We start from the raw sequence: 16,028 nt of genomic DNA, 5'->3' as shown, positions 1-16,028 counted from the left end.
TTACAGCTTTTACTCAATCGACAGCAGCGACAGGCGACCATTCTGCCCCTGCACCAGGGCAGAAGAGCCCAGGGAGACGGGCTGGGCGATGGTACCTTCGCTGCCTAGTTTCACACGGCCCACCAGACTGCCGTTCTCGTTGGACAGCAGGTGGCCATAGCCTTCGCCATCGATCACCAGAACAAAACGCCCGAGCATGGCGGGGCCAGATACATTACGGAATTTCAGTGCGTCGGTTTTCCACAGATTGCGACCGGTGGTGCGATCATACGCCCACACCGAACCATCCTCTGCAGTGACATACAGCTTGCCGGCATCCAGTGCCACACCACGGCTGGATGACAGCTCTCTTGCCCACATCAGGCTGCCGGTTTTGGCGTCGAAGCAGGCTACACGGCCCTGGTAGGCCACGCTGCAAACCTGGCCGCCATCGTAAACCGGGCGGCTGGTAATGTCGGTAATACGCTCAAGCTCGGTAGCACCGCGCGGGTTGGCAACCACGCCTTCCCACAGGGTATTGCCGTTGGCCGGGCTGATGATGTCGAGTTTGCCGCCAGGCAGACCAACCATGACAGCCTCATTACCCACAGCCTGCATCGAGCCGGTATTGCGCACCAGCAACTGCGGCTGCGTGCGTGCTACCGACCATTGCTGCTTGCCATCGGCCAGGCTAAAGCCCGTCAGACGGCCATCATTGCTGCGCACCACCACCATGCCGGCGGCCACTTGCGGGGCTTCCAGCGCCACGCTGGTGAGGGTTTGCTCCCACAGCGTCTTGCCACTGCTACGCTCAACGGCAAGCAGTTTGCCGTCCTGGGTTCCAACAATCACGGTGTCGCCGGCAGCAGCTACGCCAGTGGACAGTTCACGCTTGAGGGAAACTTCGGTGCTGACGCGGCCGGACAGGGCATCCACAGTGCGGATGCGACCGGAAGCATCTGCAGAGACCACATTACCGTTGGTATACACCGGGGAAAAGGCATTGCCGGATGCAGCCTGCGACAGGCTCCACTTCACATTCAGGGCCTGGATGGGCTTGATGGCCGCCAGCGGTGTGGGTTTTGCAGCGGAAGAACTTTCAAACCAGCTGGCGCAGCCGGCCAGCAGGAACGAGGAAAGAACAGCAGTAACCAGCAATTGGCGGCGCATCAATTAACCTCCCAGTGCGTCGAGTTTGGTCTGAATGAACTGGCGGTTCGGCGATTCCCCCACCAGCTTGGCCAGGGCGGCCTTGTATGCATCACGCGCAGCAGCCTTGTCACCCTTACTAGCCTGCACATCGCCCTTCAAATCAAGGAACAGTGCATCAAATGCGCTAGGGTGGGCCTGACCAAGTTCTGCAATGGCGGCATCGTAATGCTTCTGATCCAACTGGATGGTAGCCAGACGCAGGTGCGCCACGGCAACCATGGACTCATCCTTCACATTCTGCACCACCCAGCCAAGCTGGGTCTGGGCTGTGGCCAGATCGTTCTTTTCAAACGCAAGCTTGGCAGCCAGCAAGGCGGCATCCGCGGCATAAGCCGTGCCGGCATAGTCGGACTGCAGCAATGCTGCTGCCGACTTCAGCTTGGCTACATCCTGCGACTGGGCAGCCTGCTCCACATCGGCAAACACCACGGCAGCCTTGCTGGCCTGCGCTGCCTGATAGTAGCCATAACCCTTGTAGCCAAGATAGGCCACGCTGATGGCCAGCACCGCACCACCAATCAGTTTGCCCCACTGCTGCCAGAAGGCCTTCATGGAGTCGATCTGTTCCTGTTCCTGCAAGTCATACGCCATTGCGCACCCCCCTTATATCAAGCCTTGATCGCGGCAATGGTCGCGGCTACCTGGTCCAACGCCACGGTTTGCTGTGCCGCTTCGGCACGCATGGGCTTGACCACGGCCTGACCTGCCGCCATTTCGTTTTCTCCGATGATGACGGCAAATTCGGCACCGCTGCCATCGGCCTTTTTCATTTGCGACTTGAAGCTGCCTTCACCCAGGTGCTGGATGACGGACAGGCCGGCATGGCGCAACTGCTGCGCCAGTTTCATCGCATACATGGCTGCGCCTTCGCCCTGCTGCACGATATAAACGTCCACGCTGCGTGCCGCTGGCAGCAGGCCCTTGTCCTGCAACAGCAGCAATACGCGCTCCAGGCCCATGCCAAAACCGATGCCCGGTGCAGGCTTGCCACCCAGTTGTTCAATCAGGCCATCGTAACGGCCACCGGCACATACCGTGCCTTGCGCGCCCAGTTCGGTGGTGACCCACTCGAACACCGACTGGTTGTAGTAATCGAGGCCACGTACCAGGCGCGGGTTTTCGACAAAGTCGATGCCCAGTGCGCCAATCATGGCCTTCCAGCCTTCGTAATGAACGCGAGAGGCCTCGCCCAGATAATCGGACAGGCGCGGCGCATTGTCAGCCATTTCCTGCAAAGCCGGATTTTTGGTATCCAGCACGCGCAGCGGATTGGTGTACAGGCGGCGCTTGCCGTCTTCATCCAGAATGTCGACAAAGCCTTCCAGATAGGCAATCAGTGCCTGGCGATGGGCGGCACGTTCTTCAGTGTTGCCCAGCGAGTTGATTTCCAGACGTACGTACTGGCTCAGACCCAGGCGCTGCCACAGGTCGGCGGTCATGGCGATGATTTCGGCATCGATGTCCGGGCCGGCAAATCCCAGGGCTTCGATACCCATCTGGTGGAACTGGCGATAGCGGCCTTTTTGCGGCTTTTCGTGGCGGAACATCGGGCCCATGTACCACAGCTTCTGCGTGGTGTTGTACAGCAGGGTGTGTTCCACCACCGCGCGCAGCGTGCCAGCCGTGCCCTCTGGACGCAGGGTCAGGCTGTCGCCATTGAGGCTGTCGACAAAGGTGTACATTTCCTTTTCGACCACATCGGTCACTTCGCCAATAGCCCGCACAAACAGGGGTGTGGTTTCCACAATCGGGGTGCGGATGTTCTGATAGCCATAGTCGGCCAGCAGCTTGCGCAGTACGCCTTCAAAGTATTCCCATTGGTACGACTCGGCGGGCAGTACATCATTCATGCCCTTGATTGCCTGCAATTTTTGCGCCATGTGATATTTTTTCTTGCTATTCGGTTGATCTTGCCGCCACGCGGCCGCTTGTGGCCTCAGCGTTGCGCGACAATCGGAATGGTCCGGCTGGCCGCCGCTTCGCGACGTTTGCTACCGCCTTCGCCAAACCGGCTGTGAACATAGTTGTCCACCAGCGCCTTGAATTCCGCCGCGATATTGTCGCCCTTCAGGGTGACATCCTTCTGGCCATCCACATAAACCGGAGCTACCGGAACTTCACCCGTACCGGGCAGGGAAATGCCGATATCAGCCAGCTTGCTCTCGCCAGGGCCATTCACCACACAGCCCATCACCGCCACCTTCATGTCTTCCACTCCCGGATACTGCAAGCGCCAGATGGGCATCTGCTCGCGCAGATAGCTCTGGATCTGGTCGGCCAGCTCCTGGAAGAAGGTGCTGGTGGTACGGCCACAACCGGGGCAGGCGGTAACCAGCGGGGTGAAGCTGCGCAGCCCCATGGTTTGCAACAGTTCCTGTGCCACCACCACTTCGCGGGTACGCGCTTCACCCGGCTGCGGGGTCAGCGAAATACGGATGGTGTCGCCAATGCCTTCCTGCAACAGGATGGCCAGCGCCGCCGAGGAGGCCACGATGCCCTTGCTGCCCATGCCGGCTTCAGTCAGGCCCAGATGCAGCGGAAAATCGCAGCGGCTGCCCAGATCACGATAAACGGTGATCAGGTCCTGCACATTGCTGACCTTGCACGACAGCAGGATGTTGTCCGCCGGCAGGCCCAGTTCCATCGCCTTGTCAGCCGATTCCAGCGCCGACACGATCAGCGCTTCGCGCATCACCAGTTCTAGCGGCAGCGGTTGCGGCTTGCTGTTGTTGGCATCCAGCATGCGGGCCAGCAAGGCCTGATCCAGGCTGCCCCAGTTGACACCGATGCGCACCGGCTTGTTCAGCTCGGCCGCGGTACGGATCATGTAGGCAAACTTTTCGTCGCCCTTGGCCCCCTTGCCGACATTGCCGGGATTGATACGGTACTTGGCCAGGGCGCGGGCACAGTCGGGGTATTCCTTGAGCAGGCGCTCGCCATTGAAATGGAAATCGCCCACCAGCGGGACATCACAGCCCATATCGTCCAGGCGTTGGCGGATTTCCGCCACGCGCGCAGCTGCTTCCGGCGAATTGACCGTAATGCGTACCAGCTCGGAGCCGGCCTGGGACAACTGGTAAACCTGTTCTACGGTGGCGATGGCATCTGCCGTGTCGGTATTGGTCATGGACTGCACCACAACCGGTGCATCCGAGCCAACCATGACATGCCCCACACGTACCTGACGGGTGGGGCGTCGCGCGATATTCACGCTATTCATGCAACAATCCGCATTTACTTGAGTTCAATTTTGGCGGTAGTACCGCGAATCTTGTCCGTCAGATCGACGGCCTGTCCGTTAAAGCTCAACTGCACCTGCGCCGCATTGCCGATTTTCAGCTGGAACGGCGGTGTTCCGCTCAATTCCTTGCTGGCACCGGCTTCCAGGGTACCAAACTGCAGCTTTTTACCGTTGGCATCCACCACGGAAATCCAGGCGGCCTGATGCGCGCTGAGGGTAAGCCTGCCACTGCCTTGCTCTGCCGGTACGGCCGCACTGGCGGCTGTCTTGCTGACAACAGGCGAAACTGCAGCCGGTACACTGGCGCTCACCACCGACGCGGCAGCCACCACAGGTTTTTCCACCTCAGCAAGCGGCACGCTTGCCGTGCTGCTCTGGCCAACTGCCGCCGAGGCTGCCTGTTCAGTCAGCATGGGTTGCAGCGTTGGGCTAGTTGCAGCCACCGGTTTATCCGGTCGGCCAGCGAACCAGGCCGCCACGGCGATGACCACCACGGCTAAAGCCAGCAGTCCCAGCCATTTGCCAGCCTTGCTGCCAGCAGCAGCCGGGGACGAAACACGCGACAGGGTCTGTGCCGTGCCAGAAGGCTCGGCTTGGTGTTCATGCTTGACGAGGTTGACCACGTCATTGACTGCCGACGGAAAATGCTGCTCCAGCCTGGCCATCAGCGGTTCCGGATCAACCCGGAGAAAGCGCGCGTAATTCCGGACAAAACCACGGACAAACGTTGCACCCGGCAATTGCTGGAAGTCATCATGTTCAATGGCTTCCAGTTGCCGGATGGACAGCTTCAGCCGGTCTGCCACTTCCCCCAGACTCATGCCGGCACGCTCGCGCTCTGCTTTCAACGCAGAGCCGACACCCAGGTCGGCAGGCTGGCCATTTGCGTCCTGTTCCATCTTCAGCTTCCGCTTAACAACAGTTGTGTTTCTCTGGAGTCCGGGTATCGGTTCTTCAACATGGCGGAATACTCCGCCTCATGCGCCCGGTCCCCCCCTTTTCTGGCAATCTGCACGCCCAGCCACAATACATCGGCCCCCAATGGCGCGTTGCCTGCCGCCTGCTGCAGGCGAGAGAAATAAAAGGACGCCAGCTTGGCATTGCCCAGCTCCAGATGCAAGGCTGCCAGTTCACGCAACGCAGGTAAATAATTGGGAACAAGCCGCAAAGCCGTCAGCAGATAGTCATTGGCCTGGGTCGTTTCACCCAGTTTTACACTGCAACGGCCCATGTTCAGATAGGCCGTTTGTGGTGTCTGATACAGCGGATTGCCGATTGCCTTGGCCAGATAATCCATGGCCTGTCGTGGGCGGTCATGCTCGCACAGGAACTGGCCATAGTTGTTATTGGCTTCCGGACTGGAAGGATCGACCTGCAATGCCTTCAGAAAGTTCTGTTCCGCATCAGCATCCAGATGCATCAGATTGAAGATATAGGCACGGGTCAGGTAAGCCCCGGCAAAGCTGCCATCCGCATTGACGGCATCGTTGGCCGATTCCAGCGCAATCGGCAGATTGCCGAGGGAAGCATATTCGACGGCCAGCTGGCTGCGGATTTCCGCCAGTTTCCGGTTGGCCGGAGCGGCGAATGAGGCACAGGAATACGCCAACAGGCTCACTGCCATCCACACTCGCCACTTGATCATTCGTCGTTCTCCTGAGCGATCTGCATCCATTTGACCTGACGGCGGGTCTTGTCCATCACCTGCCCTGCCAGTTGCCCACATGCGGCATCGATATCGTCGCCACGGGTTTTCCTTACGGTAACCACGTAGCCCTGCTCCTGCAACATTTCCCGAAAAATCCGGATTGCATTATTACTGGAGCGATCGTACCCCGAATTCGGGAAAGGGTTAAACGGAATCAGGTTGAACTTGCACGGAACATCCCGCACCAGTTCCAGCAACTGGCGTGCGTGCTCTGGCCGGTCGTTGATGCCGTCCAGCATCACATACTCAAAGGTGATGAAATCGCGCGGGGCCTTTTCCAGATAACGCTGGCAGGCCGCCATCAATTCCTTCAGGGGGTATTTCTTGTTGATGGGGACGATTTCATCGCGAATGGCATCATTCGGTGCATGCAGGCTGACAGCCAGCGCAACCGGACAGGCTTCGCGCAGACGATCCATCTGCGGCACCAGGCCGGAGGTAGACAGCGTCACGCGACGGCGGCTCAGGCCGTAGCCGTGATCGTCCAGCATGATTTGCAGGGCGCTGACCACATTGTCGAAGTTGGCCAGCGGCTCGCCCATGCCCATCATCACGACATTGGACACCACACGTTCATTCTTCGGGGTAATCCCCATGGCCTTGTTGGCCCACCACAGCTGGCCGATGATTTCGGCAGTGCTGAGATTGCGGTTGAAACCCTGGCGGCCGGTGGAGCAGAAAGTACACTCCAGCGCGCAACCCACCTGGGATGACACGCACAAGGTGCCGCGGTCGTCTTCCGGAATGAACACGGTTTCCACACCGTTGCCGGTGCCGACGTCAAGCAGCCACTTGCGGGTACCATCACTGGACGCCTGCCCGGTCATCAGCGACGGCACGCGCACCTCGGCACGCTCGTGCAGTTTGGCACGCAGGCTTTTGGCCAGGTCGGTCATCGCGTCGAAATCGTCTTCGCCCATCTGGTGCATCCAGCGCATCACCTGTTTGGCACGGAAGGGTTTTTCACCCATGGCGGCAAAGTGTTCGGTCAGCTGGTCCAGATTGAAGTCGAGCAGGTTGGTTTTCATGCAGTCCTCGGTAAAACAGCGGCAGCCACAGGGCTGCCGCCAGATACATCCATTACGGCAAATCGAGATTAACGGGAGTAGATCTCGGAAGCGGCAAAGAAGTAAGCCACTTCGATGGCAGCGTTTTCAGCGCTGTCGGAGCCGTGTACGGCGTTAGCGTCGATCGATTCGGCGAAGTCGGCGCGGATGGTGCCGGCGTCAGCCTTTTTCGGGTCGGTGGCGCCCATCAGTTCGCGGTTCTTGGCGACGGCGTTTTCGCCTTCCAGAGCCTGGATCATCACCGGGCCGGAAACCATGAAGTCAACCAGGTCCTTGAAGAAAGGACGTTCTTTGTGTACCGCGTAGAAGCCTTCGGCTTCAGCGCGGGACAGTTGCTTCAGCTTGGCAGCAACCACTTTCAGACCGGCGGATTCGAAACGGTCGTAGATCTTGCCAATCACGTTCTTGGCGACGGCATCCGGCTTAACGATGGACAGGGTACGTTCAATTGCCATAAAAATCTCCCAAATACTCCCAAATAACAGAACAAGTGGCTAAACTAGGCTTTAGTTTATCCACTCGGGTTACGCAATTCTGAGGAACCCGATATTTTACCAGCCTTTTCAAGCCTCTGCTGCATAAAAATTCAAGGCCATGACAGAACAAAATCAAGGGCAGGACCCCGGCACCGGGCCGGATGAAAAAGACCTCAACAGCAAGCTGAAAAAGCGCCTGGCAATTGCCGGCGGCCTGGTTGCCGTGGCACTGGCGGCCATACCGGTGCTGGATGGCATGAAAAAGCCCAAGGTGGAAATGACTGCCAGCACACCGGCAGGCAGCTCTGGCAAGATCGTCAACCCGAGTTCTACTCCAGCGGCAGAGGCTCCCGTACCGGAAGCTACCCCGGCCAGCGCTCCGGTGGTGGAGGCCAGCGCACCGCTGACAGATGCCGGTACATCGCCTTCGCCTGCCGCACCCCTTGCAGCCCCCCCGCAGACCCCGGATGTCAGCAAGACACCTGCAGTTGCCAGTGCCAAGCCGGTATCACCACCAGTTTCCCACGTACCCGCCAGCAAGCCAGCGGCAAAAGCTGCCGCCGGCACCGGTACAACAAGCCCAGCAGCAGCCCCCGTGGCCACACCACATAGCGTAGCCAGCAAGCCGGCCCCGGCAGCCGCAGCGCCACAGCCCACCGCCGCCACAGTAGCCACCGCGGAGAGCACACCGCTGGTGCAGAGTGTGCCGCCGGTGAAAGCCAAGCCGGAAGGCAGTTCACTGGGCTACAAACTACAGCTGGGCCTGTTTTCCAGTACCAGCAATGCAGAAAAACTGGTGAAAGAGCTGAAAGCCAAGGGCATTGAAGCCCATACCGAAACTCGCGTCCAGCTGGGCCCGTTCAAGAACCGGGCCGAAGCCGACGAGGCCATGGCCAAGCTGCGCAGTCTGGGCTACACCCCGCTGCTGGCTCCCGCCGGACAGTAATTGCACCAGACAGCACACCGGCCCGCCCTTGAACAAGGCGGGCCTTTTGTTTGCCCCGATGAAAAAAAGGCAGCCACGGCTGCCTGAAGGTCGATCAGAGGATGCAAACCATGTCCGGAGCACGAGAAGCCAGGCGTTGAGCGCGGCTCCTCCTGCTGCCGCTCACCCCAGGGTCGGCATGGCAAACTCAGCGCTCTGCACCTGCCCTGCCGGCCAGCGGCTGGTAATGGCCTTCATGCGGGTGTAAAAACGCACGCCTTCCGGGCCGTGCATGTGATGGTCGCCAAACAGCGAGGCTTTCCAGCCGCCAAAGCTGTGGAAGGCCATGGGCACCGGAATCGGCACATTGATGCCCACCATGCCCACCTGGATGCGATGGGCAAATTCGCGCGCCGCGCCGCCGTTACGGGTAAAGATGGCCGTACCATTACCATAGGCATGCTGGTTGATCAGTTTTACTGCCGCCTCCAGACTGTCCACCCGCAGCACGGCCAGCACCGGGCCGAAGATTTCTTCCTGATAAATGGTCATCTCTGGCGTGACATGATCGAACAGCGTGCCGCCGATGAAGAAGCCTTCCTCGCAGCCCGGCACCACCAGGCCACGACCATCCACCACCAGTTGTGCGCCTTGAGCCACGCCCTGGGCGATATAACCGCTCACCTTGTCCAGATGCTGGCGTGTTACCAGCGGGCCCATTTCGGCCTTGGGGTCGGTACCGACATTGATGCGCAGCTGACGGGTACGCTCGGCCAGCCGTGCCACCAGCGTGTCTGCCACCTCACCCACCGCCACGGCAACGGAAATGGCCATGCAGCGCTCACCGGCCGAACCATAGGCCGCACCCATCAGCGCTTCGATGGTCATGTCCAGGTCGGCATCCGGTAGTACCACCATGTGGTTCTTGGCCCCGCCCAGCGCCTGCACCCGCTTGCCGTGTGCGGCACCGGTTTCATAAATGTAGCGGGCAATCGGGGTGGAGCCGACAAAGCTGACCGCAGCCACATCCGGATGGGTGAGCAGGCCGTCCACCGCCAGCTTGTCGCCTTGCAGCACATTGAACACGCCATCCGGCAGCCCGGCTTCCTTCAGCCATTCGGCAATCAGCAAGGGGGCGGACGGGTCGCGCTCGGACGGTTTGAGGATGAAGGTATTACCGCAGGCCAGCGCCACCGGGAACATCCACATCGGCACCATGGCCGGGAAGTTGAACGGTGTGATGCCGGCCACCACGCCCAGCGGCTGGCGCATGGTCCAGGCATCCACGCCGGTGGCTACCTGCTCGGTATATTCGCCCTTGAGCAATTGTGGAATGCCGCAGGCGAATTCCACCACCTCCAGCCCGCGCTGCACTTCGCCCAGAGCGTCGGATTCCACCTTGCCGTGTTCGCTGGAAATCACTGCCGCCAGTTCGCGCTGGCGCTCCTCCAGAATGCTTTTGAAACGGAACAGGACACGTGAGCGCTTGAGCGGGGACAGTGCCGCCCAGGCCGGAAAGGCGGCATGGGCGGCGGCTACGGCGGCAGCGACATCTTGCTGCTCGGCCAGTATCACTTCAGCCTGCGGCCGGCCCAGTGCCGGGTTGAACACGGCAGCATGGCGTTGTGCGGCACCAGCAGTACGCTGGCCATTGATGAAATGCGGAATCTGCAACATGGTTTCTCCTTGCGCCGGGCCAGCCGGGGGCCTGCCGGTCAATAGACGGCATCAAAATGATTTGAGGGGTAGCTTTGTTAGGTGCAGCCCGGCCCATGAGGCAGGCCGGGCTGCGCGGTTTCAATCAGGCAGCTGCAACAGCCATTCGTGCTGCGGGTCGTTGTGGAAGGACCACTGGCGCTTGGGCCCAGCCATCACGTTGAGGTAATAGGACTGGTAGCCATAGGGCACACATACCGGGTGATAACCACGCGGCACCATCATTACATCGTGGTTTTCCACCGCGTGGGATATGTCCAGGCTGCGGTCGTCGGTATACACGCGCTGGAAGGCAAAGCCCTGCGGCGGGTCGATGCGGTGGTAATAGGTTTCTTCCAGTGCGCTCTCCACTGGCAGATTGTCCAGATCGTGCTTGTGCGGCGGGTAGCTGGAAGAATGGCCGGACGGGGTGATCACCTCCACCACCAAGAGGCCGTCGGCCGGCTCGGTCTGCGGCAGGATGTCAGTCACATAGCGGGTGTTGGCCCCCTTGCCGCGCACGCTGCGCTGCATGCTGGCAGGTGCAATCAACCGTACTTCGCGCCCCGGCTGGCCGGGTGCCGAGCACAAGGCCACTTCGGCCGGCGTCAGTGCGGTGATGGTAAGAGGCTCTCCGGCCGGGACATACACCGCCCACGGGGCCAGGTCGTCAAATACGCTGCTGCGCTCGCCCAGACTGTCCCAGTGCTGCGCCCCGGCCTGCACGGCCACCTTGCCGGTCAGCACCACCAGACAGCATTCGCGCCCGGCATCCTGCCAGCTTTCCTGTTCGCCCACATCCAGTCGCACGGCGCGGAAACCCACATGCTGCCAACCTGCGCTTTGCGGGGTGATGTCGGCAATTTCGCGTCCCTTGCCTGCCTTGACCAACAAGCTCATGCCACATTCCTTTCCTGCCGATTGATGGCCGCCACCAGCGATGACAGTGTGCGATAGCCCTTGTCGGCGTATTCATAGCTGGGCGCGACGACCGGGTCCTGCTCGGCCTCCACCACCAGCCAGCCCTGATAACCGTGAACCGCCAGAACATGCAAAATGGCGGCAAAGTCGATGCAGCCATCGCCCGGCACGGTAAACGCCCCGTTGATCACCGCCTGCAGGAAACTCCAGTTGCCGTTCCAGGCCTGTTTCACCACTTGCGGGCGCACATCCTTGCAATGCACATGCACCACGCGGGCAATATGCTTGTTCAGCACGGCCAGCGCATCGCCCCCGGCAAAGGTGATGTGACCGGTATCAAACAGCAGACCGACTTCCGGGCCGGTCACCGCCATCAATTGGTCGATATCCTGCGCGGTTTCGACATAGGCCCCCATATGGTGGTGGTAGGCCAGGGTAATGCCGCGTGATTGCAGATGGCGGGCAAATTCGTTCAGCCGCGCGCCATAGGCCAGCCACTGCTGCGGGCTGCTAAAGCGCGGGCGCTTGTACAAGGGCTGGGGCTGGCCCTGGATGGCGCTGGCCACCTCGCCATACACCATCACCTTGCAGCCGTTTTGCACCAGCAGTTGCAGATGCGGCTCCACGCGGCGGATTTCCTCTTCCACGCTGCTTTCCGCCAGATAACCGGAATGCCAGCCGGAAACGCACTCTACGCCGTAAGGCTGCAGTACGGCCGCCAGCGTTTGCGGGTCGCGCGGAAACTTGTTGCCCAGCTCGAAACCCTGATAACCGATGCGCGCACCTTCGCGCAAAATGGTGTCCAGCGTCACCTCACCGCCCAGCGAGGGCAGGTCGTCATTGCACCAGGAAATGGGGTTGATGCCGATTTTTACCTTGAATGGCTTGCTCATTATTGTTCTCCCGGGTGCTCAGCGCGGCTGGCGACGGCTGCGCCAGATGTCGATCAGGGTTTCAAAATTGCCACGGGCGGCAGCAATCAGCCCGGCGTCGTCCAGTTCGCCGGCCAGCCAGCGTTGTGACGGTTCGTGGAACAGCGTGCGTCCCACCATGAAACCACGGCAGCTGCGGCTGGCTGCCGCATCGGCAAAGCCCTGACGCAGCACATCGACGGCCGCATGCAGGCCCAGCAGCACCACGCCACGGCAGTAAGGGTCGCGCTCAGCCAGCAGCGCATCCACCGCCTGCCATTGCGCGGCCGACATGGATTCCAGCTTCCACCACTCCGGATAGATGCCCAGGTTGTAGAAGCGCTTGAGTGCGCGCAGCACGGTATCCGGCTGTTGCGGCAGTTTTTTCGACGGAATCACTTCCAGCAGCAGCTCGTGGCCACTCAGTTGCGCTGCCTCGTAAATGGCGCGCACCTGGGCTTCCTGCTCCAGCCGGTTTTCCAGCGTGTCGTCCGGGTGGTACTGCACCAGACATTTGATGATGTGTTCCTGCGGCCAGCTTTCCAGCCGTGCAGTGGCGGTGCGGCCACGGTCGAATTCCAGCGGGTTGGAACCGGGCAGTTCCACCGGACGGCCTATCCACCAGCCGCGACCGGTGGCGGCATACATGGCGTCCTCGCCGTAGCGGTCATCCACCAGAATGCCGATATGGCCTTGCAGTTGCAGTGCGCTTTCGGTTTGCGCCACGGCATCCACCAACAGGCACTTGAGCACGGAAATGCGCGCCTCGTCCGCCCCGCTTTGCCGCGCCAGCTCGAAAAACTGGTTGCGGTGGTCGAAGGCAAACACGCACAGGTCATCCCATTGCTTGCGCTTGATGCTGACCCGGTGCAGGCGGCTGAGCGTGGCATCGTCACCCGGTCGCAGCGGTGTCTGTTCCAGACCGAGGAAGTAATCCAGTTCGGCCGGGGTGGGCATGGCTGGCGAGCAGCCATGGCGCGACACCACCAGCGCACCGCAGGCATTGGCGCGGGTGCAGCACCAGCCATAGTCACGGCCATGCAGCCAGCCGGACAAGAAGCCGGACAGAAAGGCATCGCCCGCGCCCAGTACATTCATCACTTCCACCTGCGCGCCCTTGACCGAGAACGCATCCTCAATGCGCGCCGGGATGGCCGCCGGAATGACTGCGCAGCCCAGCGGGCCACGCTTCACCACCAGGGTGGCCTGCGGAGCCAGCTGGCGCAGGGTAGCCAGGCTGGTGAGCAAATCGTCCGAGCCCCCGGCGATATTGATTTCTTCTTCGGTGCCGACAATCAAGTCGAACAGCGGCAGTACCGATTGCAAATGCGCGGTCACACCATCGCTGGCGATATAGCGCTCCTCGCCATTGCCACGGCCGGTAATGCCCCACAGCACCGGGCGATAGTCGATATCCAGCACGGTACGCACATCATGCTTTCGTGCCAGCGCCAGCGCCTTGCGGCTGGCGGCATTCACCTTGGCGGTGGAAAAGTGGGTGCCGGTAATCAGCAGCGCCTTGCTGGAGGCAATGAAGTCTTCATTGATATCCGCTTCTTCCAGCGCCATGTCGGCACAGTTTTCACGGTAAAACAGCAGGGGGAAGGTATCGCGGTCCTTGATGCCCAACAGCACCAGCGCGGTAAGCCGCTCCGGGTCCACCTTCACCTGGCTGACATCACAGCCTTCGGCGGACAGGGTGTCCAGCAGGTAGCGGCCCATGTGTTCGTCGCCCACACGGGACAGCATGGCGGACTTCAGGCCCAGCCTGGCAGTACCGAAAGCGATGTTGGCGGAGGAGCCGCCCAGATAGCGGGCAAAGCTGCTGGCGTCTTCCAGCCGGGCTCCCAGTTGGCGGGCATACAAGTCGATGGCCAGTCTGCCCAGGCAGATCAGGTCCAGCGGTCGGTCGGCAGCAAAATGGGTGGTGTTTTGCATGATGTGCATTCTTTGTCTCGTTGAGTGACTGTCCGCCGCTGCGGCCCGCCTCCACCCGCCCGGGGAAGTGCGCCGTCAGCCATATCGGTGAAGTCCAGCATAAATCGGCGGCCTGGCGAATGCAACTTTTTTTTCGTATTTATTTTCTAATAGAAATTATTTTCCGAAAAATGTTTTTGTAGCGCGCCGGTTTCACTCTAAAATGACGCCATCCACATTGCCGAACATTCCTGCCATGACCAAGGAAATAAGCGCCGATCAGCTGATGCAACGCATCGCCGAGGAATACGAAGACCTGAGCAAGCAGCTCAAAGTGATTGCCAAATACGTAGAAGAACACCGCCAGACCCTGGTGCTGGAGCGCATTACCGACATTGCCCAAGCCTGCGAGGTGCAACCTTCCGCCATCGTGCGTTTTGCCCAGCGCTTTGGCTTCAGCGGCTTTTCCGACATGCAGACGGTGTTCCGCGATGCCTTTGCCCCGGCCGGGGGCAATGTCAACAATTACCAGAAGCGCATCCGCAGCGTGATTGCCACGCAGGACACGCCACTGAGCAATACCCAGGTGACGCAGAACTTCATCACTGCCTGCCAGCAAGGGCTGGATGACCTGTCCCAGGCGCTGGACCCGGCCGCCATCGACAAGGCGGTGGAACTGCTGGTGAAGGCGGACAATATCTATGTGGTGGCGGTGCGGCGCATGTTTCCGATTGCCAGCTATATCAGCTATGCCTTGCAGCACACGGCCAAGCGGGTGCATCTGGTTTCCGGCCTGGGTGGCATGTACCACGACCAGATCCGCAGCATCCGCGAAAACGACCTGATGATCGCCATCAGCTTCCAGCCCTATGGCAAGGAAACCCGCTACTGCGCGCGCGTGGCCGGACAAAACAAGGCAAAACAGCTGGTGATTACCGACAGCCAGTTAAGCCCGCTGGCACGCAATGCCGACGCGGTGCTGACGGTAAAAGAGGGCACCGCGTTTTCCTTCCGCTCGCTCACCAGCACCATCAGCCTGTGTCAGGCCTTGTTCATTGCCCTGTCTTACCGGCTGGAACTGGTGATTGAAGAGACCCGCGACGCCGGGGCTTACGACGACTGACCAGCAAGGACGACATGATCAGTCCCGCGCCGGTCAGCTGACTGGCGCTCATGCTGCTGCCAAACCACCACCAGGCCAGGATAGCGGTCCACACCGGCTCCAGCAGCAGGATGAAGGCCGAACGCTGCATCGGCACCCGCGCCTGCGCCCAGCCTTGCAGGAAGAAGCGGCCACAGGTGGCCAGCAGGATGCTTACCAGCAGCCAGGCCATCAGCTCACCGCTCAGCCGGGATGGCCAGTGCTCCACCAGCACACTGCCGACCAAACCGGCCACACCGGCCAGCAGCAGCTGCAAGGCGGTCAGGCTCAATGCCGGTGCCTTCGCCCCAGCCCTGCCATTCAGATTGAGAAATACCGACATCGCCACGGCCGAAGCCAGAAACAGGCTGTCGGCCGCACCCAGCTGCCAGCCACCATGCAAGGCCATGGCTGCCACACCCAACGCTGCCAGCGGCATGGCCCACAAGGTTTGCGCCAGCAGCACGGTGCCAAACATCAGCCGCGCCAGCACTGGTGCCAGCACCACGCCCAGGCTGCCGATGAAGGCCCCCACGCCCAGGTTATTGCTTTGCTGCAAGGCCAGCATCCACAGCACCATGGCCAAGGCCAGCATCACCGCACTCCACCAACTGCTGGCAGGCAAACGCCAAGGCAATGGCTGGGCACGCCAGCCTGCCAGCAAGGACAGCACCACACCGGCGCTGGCAAAGCGCACTCCCAGAAACAGCAGGGGCGGCATGCCGCGCAACACTTCCTTGGAACACAGCCAGCCAAAGCCGGCAATCAGGGTAACCAGCACCAGCGTGGCTTCTGCCAGACCGGGACGCACAGCTTGATTCACTCTCACAACTGG

Annotated in this window: 15 protein-coding genes; 2 read left to right on the top strand and 13 right to left on the bottom strand. The window is 60.7% G+C overall.

Features of this window, described 5'->3' with window-relative positions:
* Positions 1-9 precede the first annotated feature (9 nt).
* The 8 genes from bamB to ndk form a co-directional block, all read right to left on the bottom strand.
* Positions 10-1,149 carry an outer membrane protein assembly factor BamB gene (gene bamB, locus QVF59_RS02460; protein WP_159878726.1) on the bottom strand — a complete coding sequence of 380 codons (1,140 nt, stop codon included), beginning with the start codon at positions 1,147-1,149 and terminating at the stop codon, positions 10-12.
* A 3-nt stretch (positions 1,150-1,152) separates the two neighbouring features.
* Positions 1,153-1,782, bottom strand: a complete 630-nt coding sequence (locus tag QVF59_RS02455) for a YfgM family protein (protein WP_159878728.1) — start codon at positions 1,780-1,782, stop codon at positions 1,153-1,155.
* Positions 1,783-1,799: 17 nt separating this feature from the next.
* On the bottom strand, positions 1,800-3,071 hold the full coding sequence (gene hisS / locus QVF59_RS02450) for a histidine--tRNA ligase (RefSeq protein WP_287877181.1): 1,272 nt from the start codon (positions 3,069-3,071) through the stop codon (positions 1,800-1,802).
* Between the two features lie 56 nt (positions 3,072-3,127).
* The gene (gene ispG / locus QVF59_RS02445; RefSeq protein ID WP_287877180.1) at positions 3,128-4,411 is read right to left on the bottom strand and encodes a flavodoxin-dependent (E)-4-hydroxy-3-methylbut-2-enyl-diphosphate synthase; all 1,284 of its coding nucleotides are present in this window, start codon (positions 4,409-4,411) and stop codon (positions 3,128-3,130) included.
* Positions 4,412-4,425: 14 nt separating this feature from the next.
* Complete coding sequence (locus QVF59_RS02440) at positions 4,426-5,331, bottom strand: helix-turn-helix domain-containing protein (RefSeq protein ID WP_159878734.1); 906 nt, start codon at positions 5,329-5,331, stop codon at positions 4,426-4,428.
* A gap of 2 nt (positions 5,332-5,333) precedes the next feature.
* Positions 5,334-6,077 (bottom strand): type IV pilus biogenesis/stability protein PilW, encoded by a 744-nt coding sequence (pilW, locus tag QVF59_RS02435; protein WP_240902504.1) that lies wholly within the window; start codon positions 6,075-6,077, stop codon positions 5,334-5,336.
* Positions 6,074-7,168: a dual-specificity RNA methyltransferase RlmN gene (rlmN, locus tag QVF59_RS02430; protein ID WP_287877177.1), complete on the bottom strand. Its 1,095-nt coding sequence runs from the start codon at positions 7,166-7,168 to the stop codon at positions 6,074-6,076. The genes pilW and rlmN overlap by 4 nt, the downstream gene beginning before the upstream one ends.
* 68 nt (positions 7,169-7,236) lie before the next feature.
* Positions 7,237-7,662 carry a nucleoside-diphosphate kinase gene (gene ndk / locus QVF59_RS02425; RefSeq protein ID WP_159878740.1) on the bottom strand — a complete coding sequence of 142 codons (426 nt, stop codon included), beginning with the start codon at positions 7,660-7,662 and terminating at the stop codon, positions 7,237-7,239.
* A gap of 139 nt (positions 7,663-7,801) precedes the next feature.
* Here ndk and QVF59_RS02420 point away from each other — a divergent pair, with 139 nt between their 5' ends.
* On the top strand, positions 7,802-8,629 hold the full coding sequence (locus QVF59_RS02420) for an SPOR domain-containing protein (protein WP_159878742.1): 828 nt from the start codon (positions 7,802-7,804) through the stop codon (positions 8,627-8,629).
* A 162-nt stretch (positions 8,630-8,791) separates the two neighbouring features.
* On the opposite strand, the gene QVF59_RS02415 is transcribed toward QVF59_RS02420, so the two are convergent.
* From QVF59_RS02415 to QVF59_RS02400, 4 genes are all read right to left on the bottom strand, one after another.
* Positions 8,792-10,285, bottom strand: coding sequence for a CoA-acylating methylmalonate-semialdehyde dehydrogenase (locus tag QVF59_RS02415; RefSeq protein ID WP_287877175.1), 1,494 nt, complete (start codon positions 10,283-10,285; stop codon positions 8,792-8,794).
* A gap of 120 nt (positions 10,286-10,405) precedes the next feature.
* Positions 10,406-11,203, bottom strand: a complete 798-nt coding sequence (gene iolB, locus QVF59_RS02410) for a 5-deoxy-glucuronate isomerase (protein ID WP_287877173.1) — start codon at positions 11,201-11,203, stop codon at positions 10,406-10,408.
* Entirely contained in the window at positions 11,200-12,117 is a 918-nt protein-coding gene (iolE, locus tag QVF59_RS02405; protein ID WP_287877171.1) for a myo-inosose-2 dehydratase, read from the bottom strand. Before iolE ends, iolB begins: the two co-directional genes overlap by 4 nt.
* Positions 12,118-12,135: 18 nt before the next feature.
* Entirely contained in the window at positions 12,136-14,073 is a 1,938-nt protein-coding gene (locus QVF59_RS02400; RefSeq protein ID WP_287877170.1) for a bifunctional 5-dehydro-2-deoxygluconokinase/5-dehydro-2-deoxyphosphogluconate aldolase, read from the bottom strand.
* Between the two features lie 235 nt (positions 14,074-14,308).
* On the opposite strand from QVF59_RS02400, the gene QVF59_RS02395 reads away from it, so the two are divergent.
* On the top strand, positions 14,309-15,175 hold the full coding sequence (locus tag QVF59_RS02395; protein ID WP_287877169.1) for a MurR/RpiR family transcriptional regulator: 867 nt from the start codon (positions 14,309-14,311) through the stop codon (positions 15,173-15,175).
* Here the strand turns inward: QVF59_RS02395 and QVF59_RS02390 are convergent.
* The gene (locus QVF59_RS02390; protein WP_287877167.1) at positions 15,105-16,016 is read right to left on the bottom strand and encodes a DMT family transporter; all 912 of its coding nucleotides are present in this window, start codon (positions 16,014-16,016) and stop codon (positions 15,105-15,107) included. The two genes, QVF59_RS02395 and QVF59_RS02390, sit on opposite strands and share 71 nt — an antisense overlap.
* Between the last annotated feature and the right edge of the window lie 12 nt (positions 16,017-16,028).

It is taken from the genome of Aquitalea sp., assembly GCF_030150775.1.
Taxonomy (GTDB): domain Bacteria; phylum Pseudomonadota; class Gammaproteobacteria; order Burkholderiales; family Chromobacteriaceae; genus Aquitalea; species Aquitalea denitrificans.
This window is presented reverse-complemented; position numbering and strand designations above follow the sequence as displayed.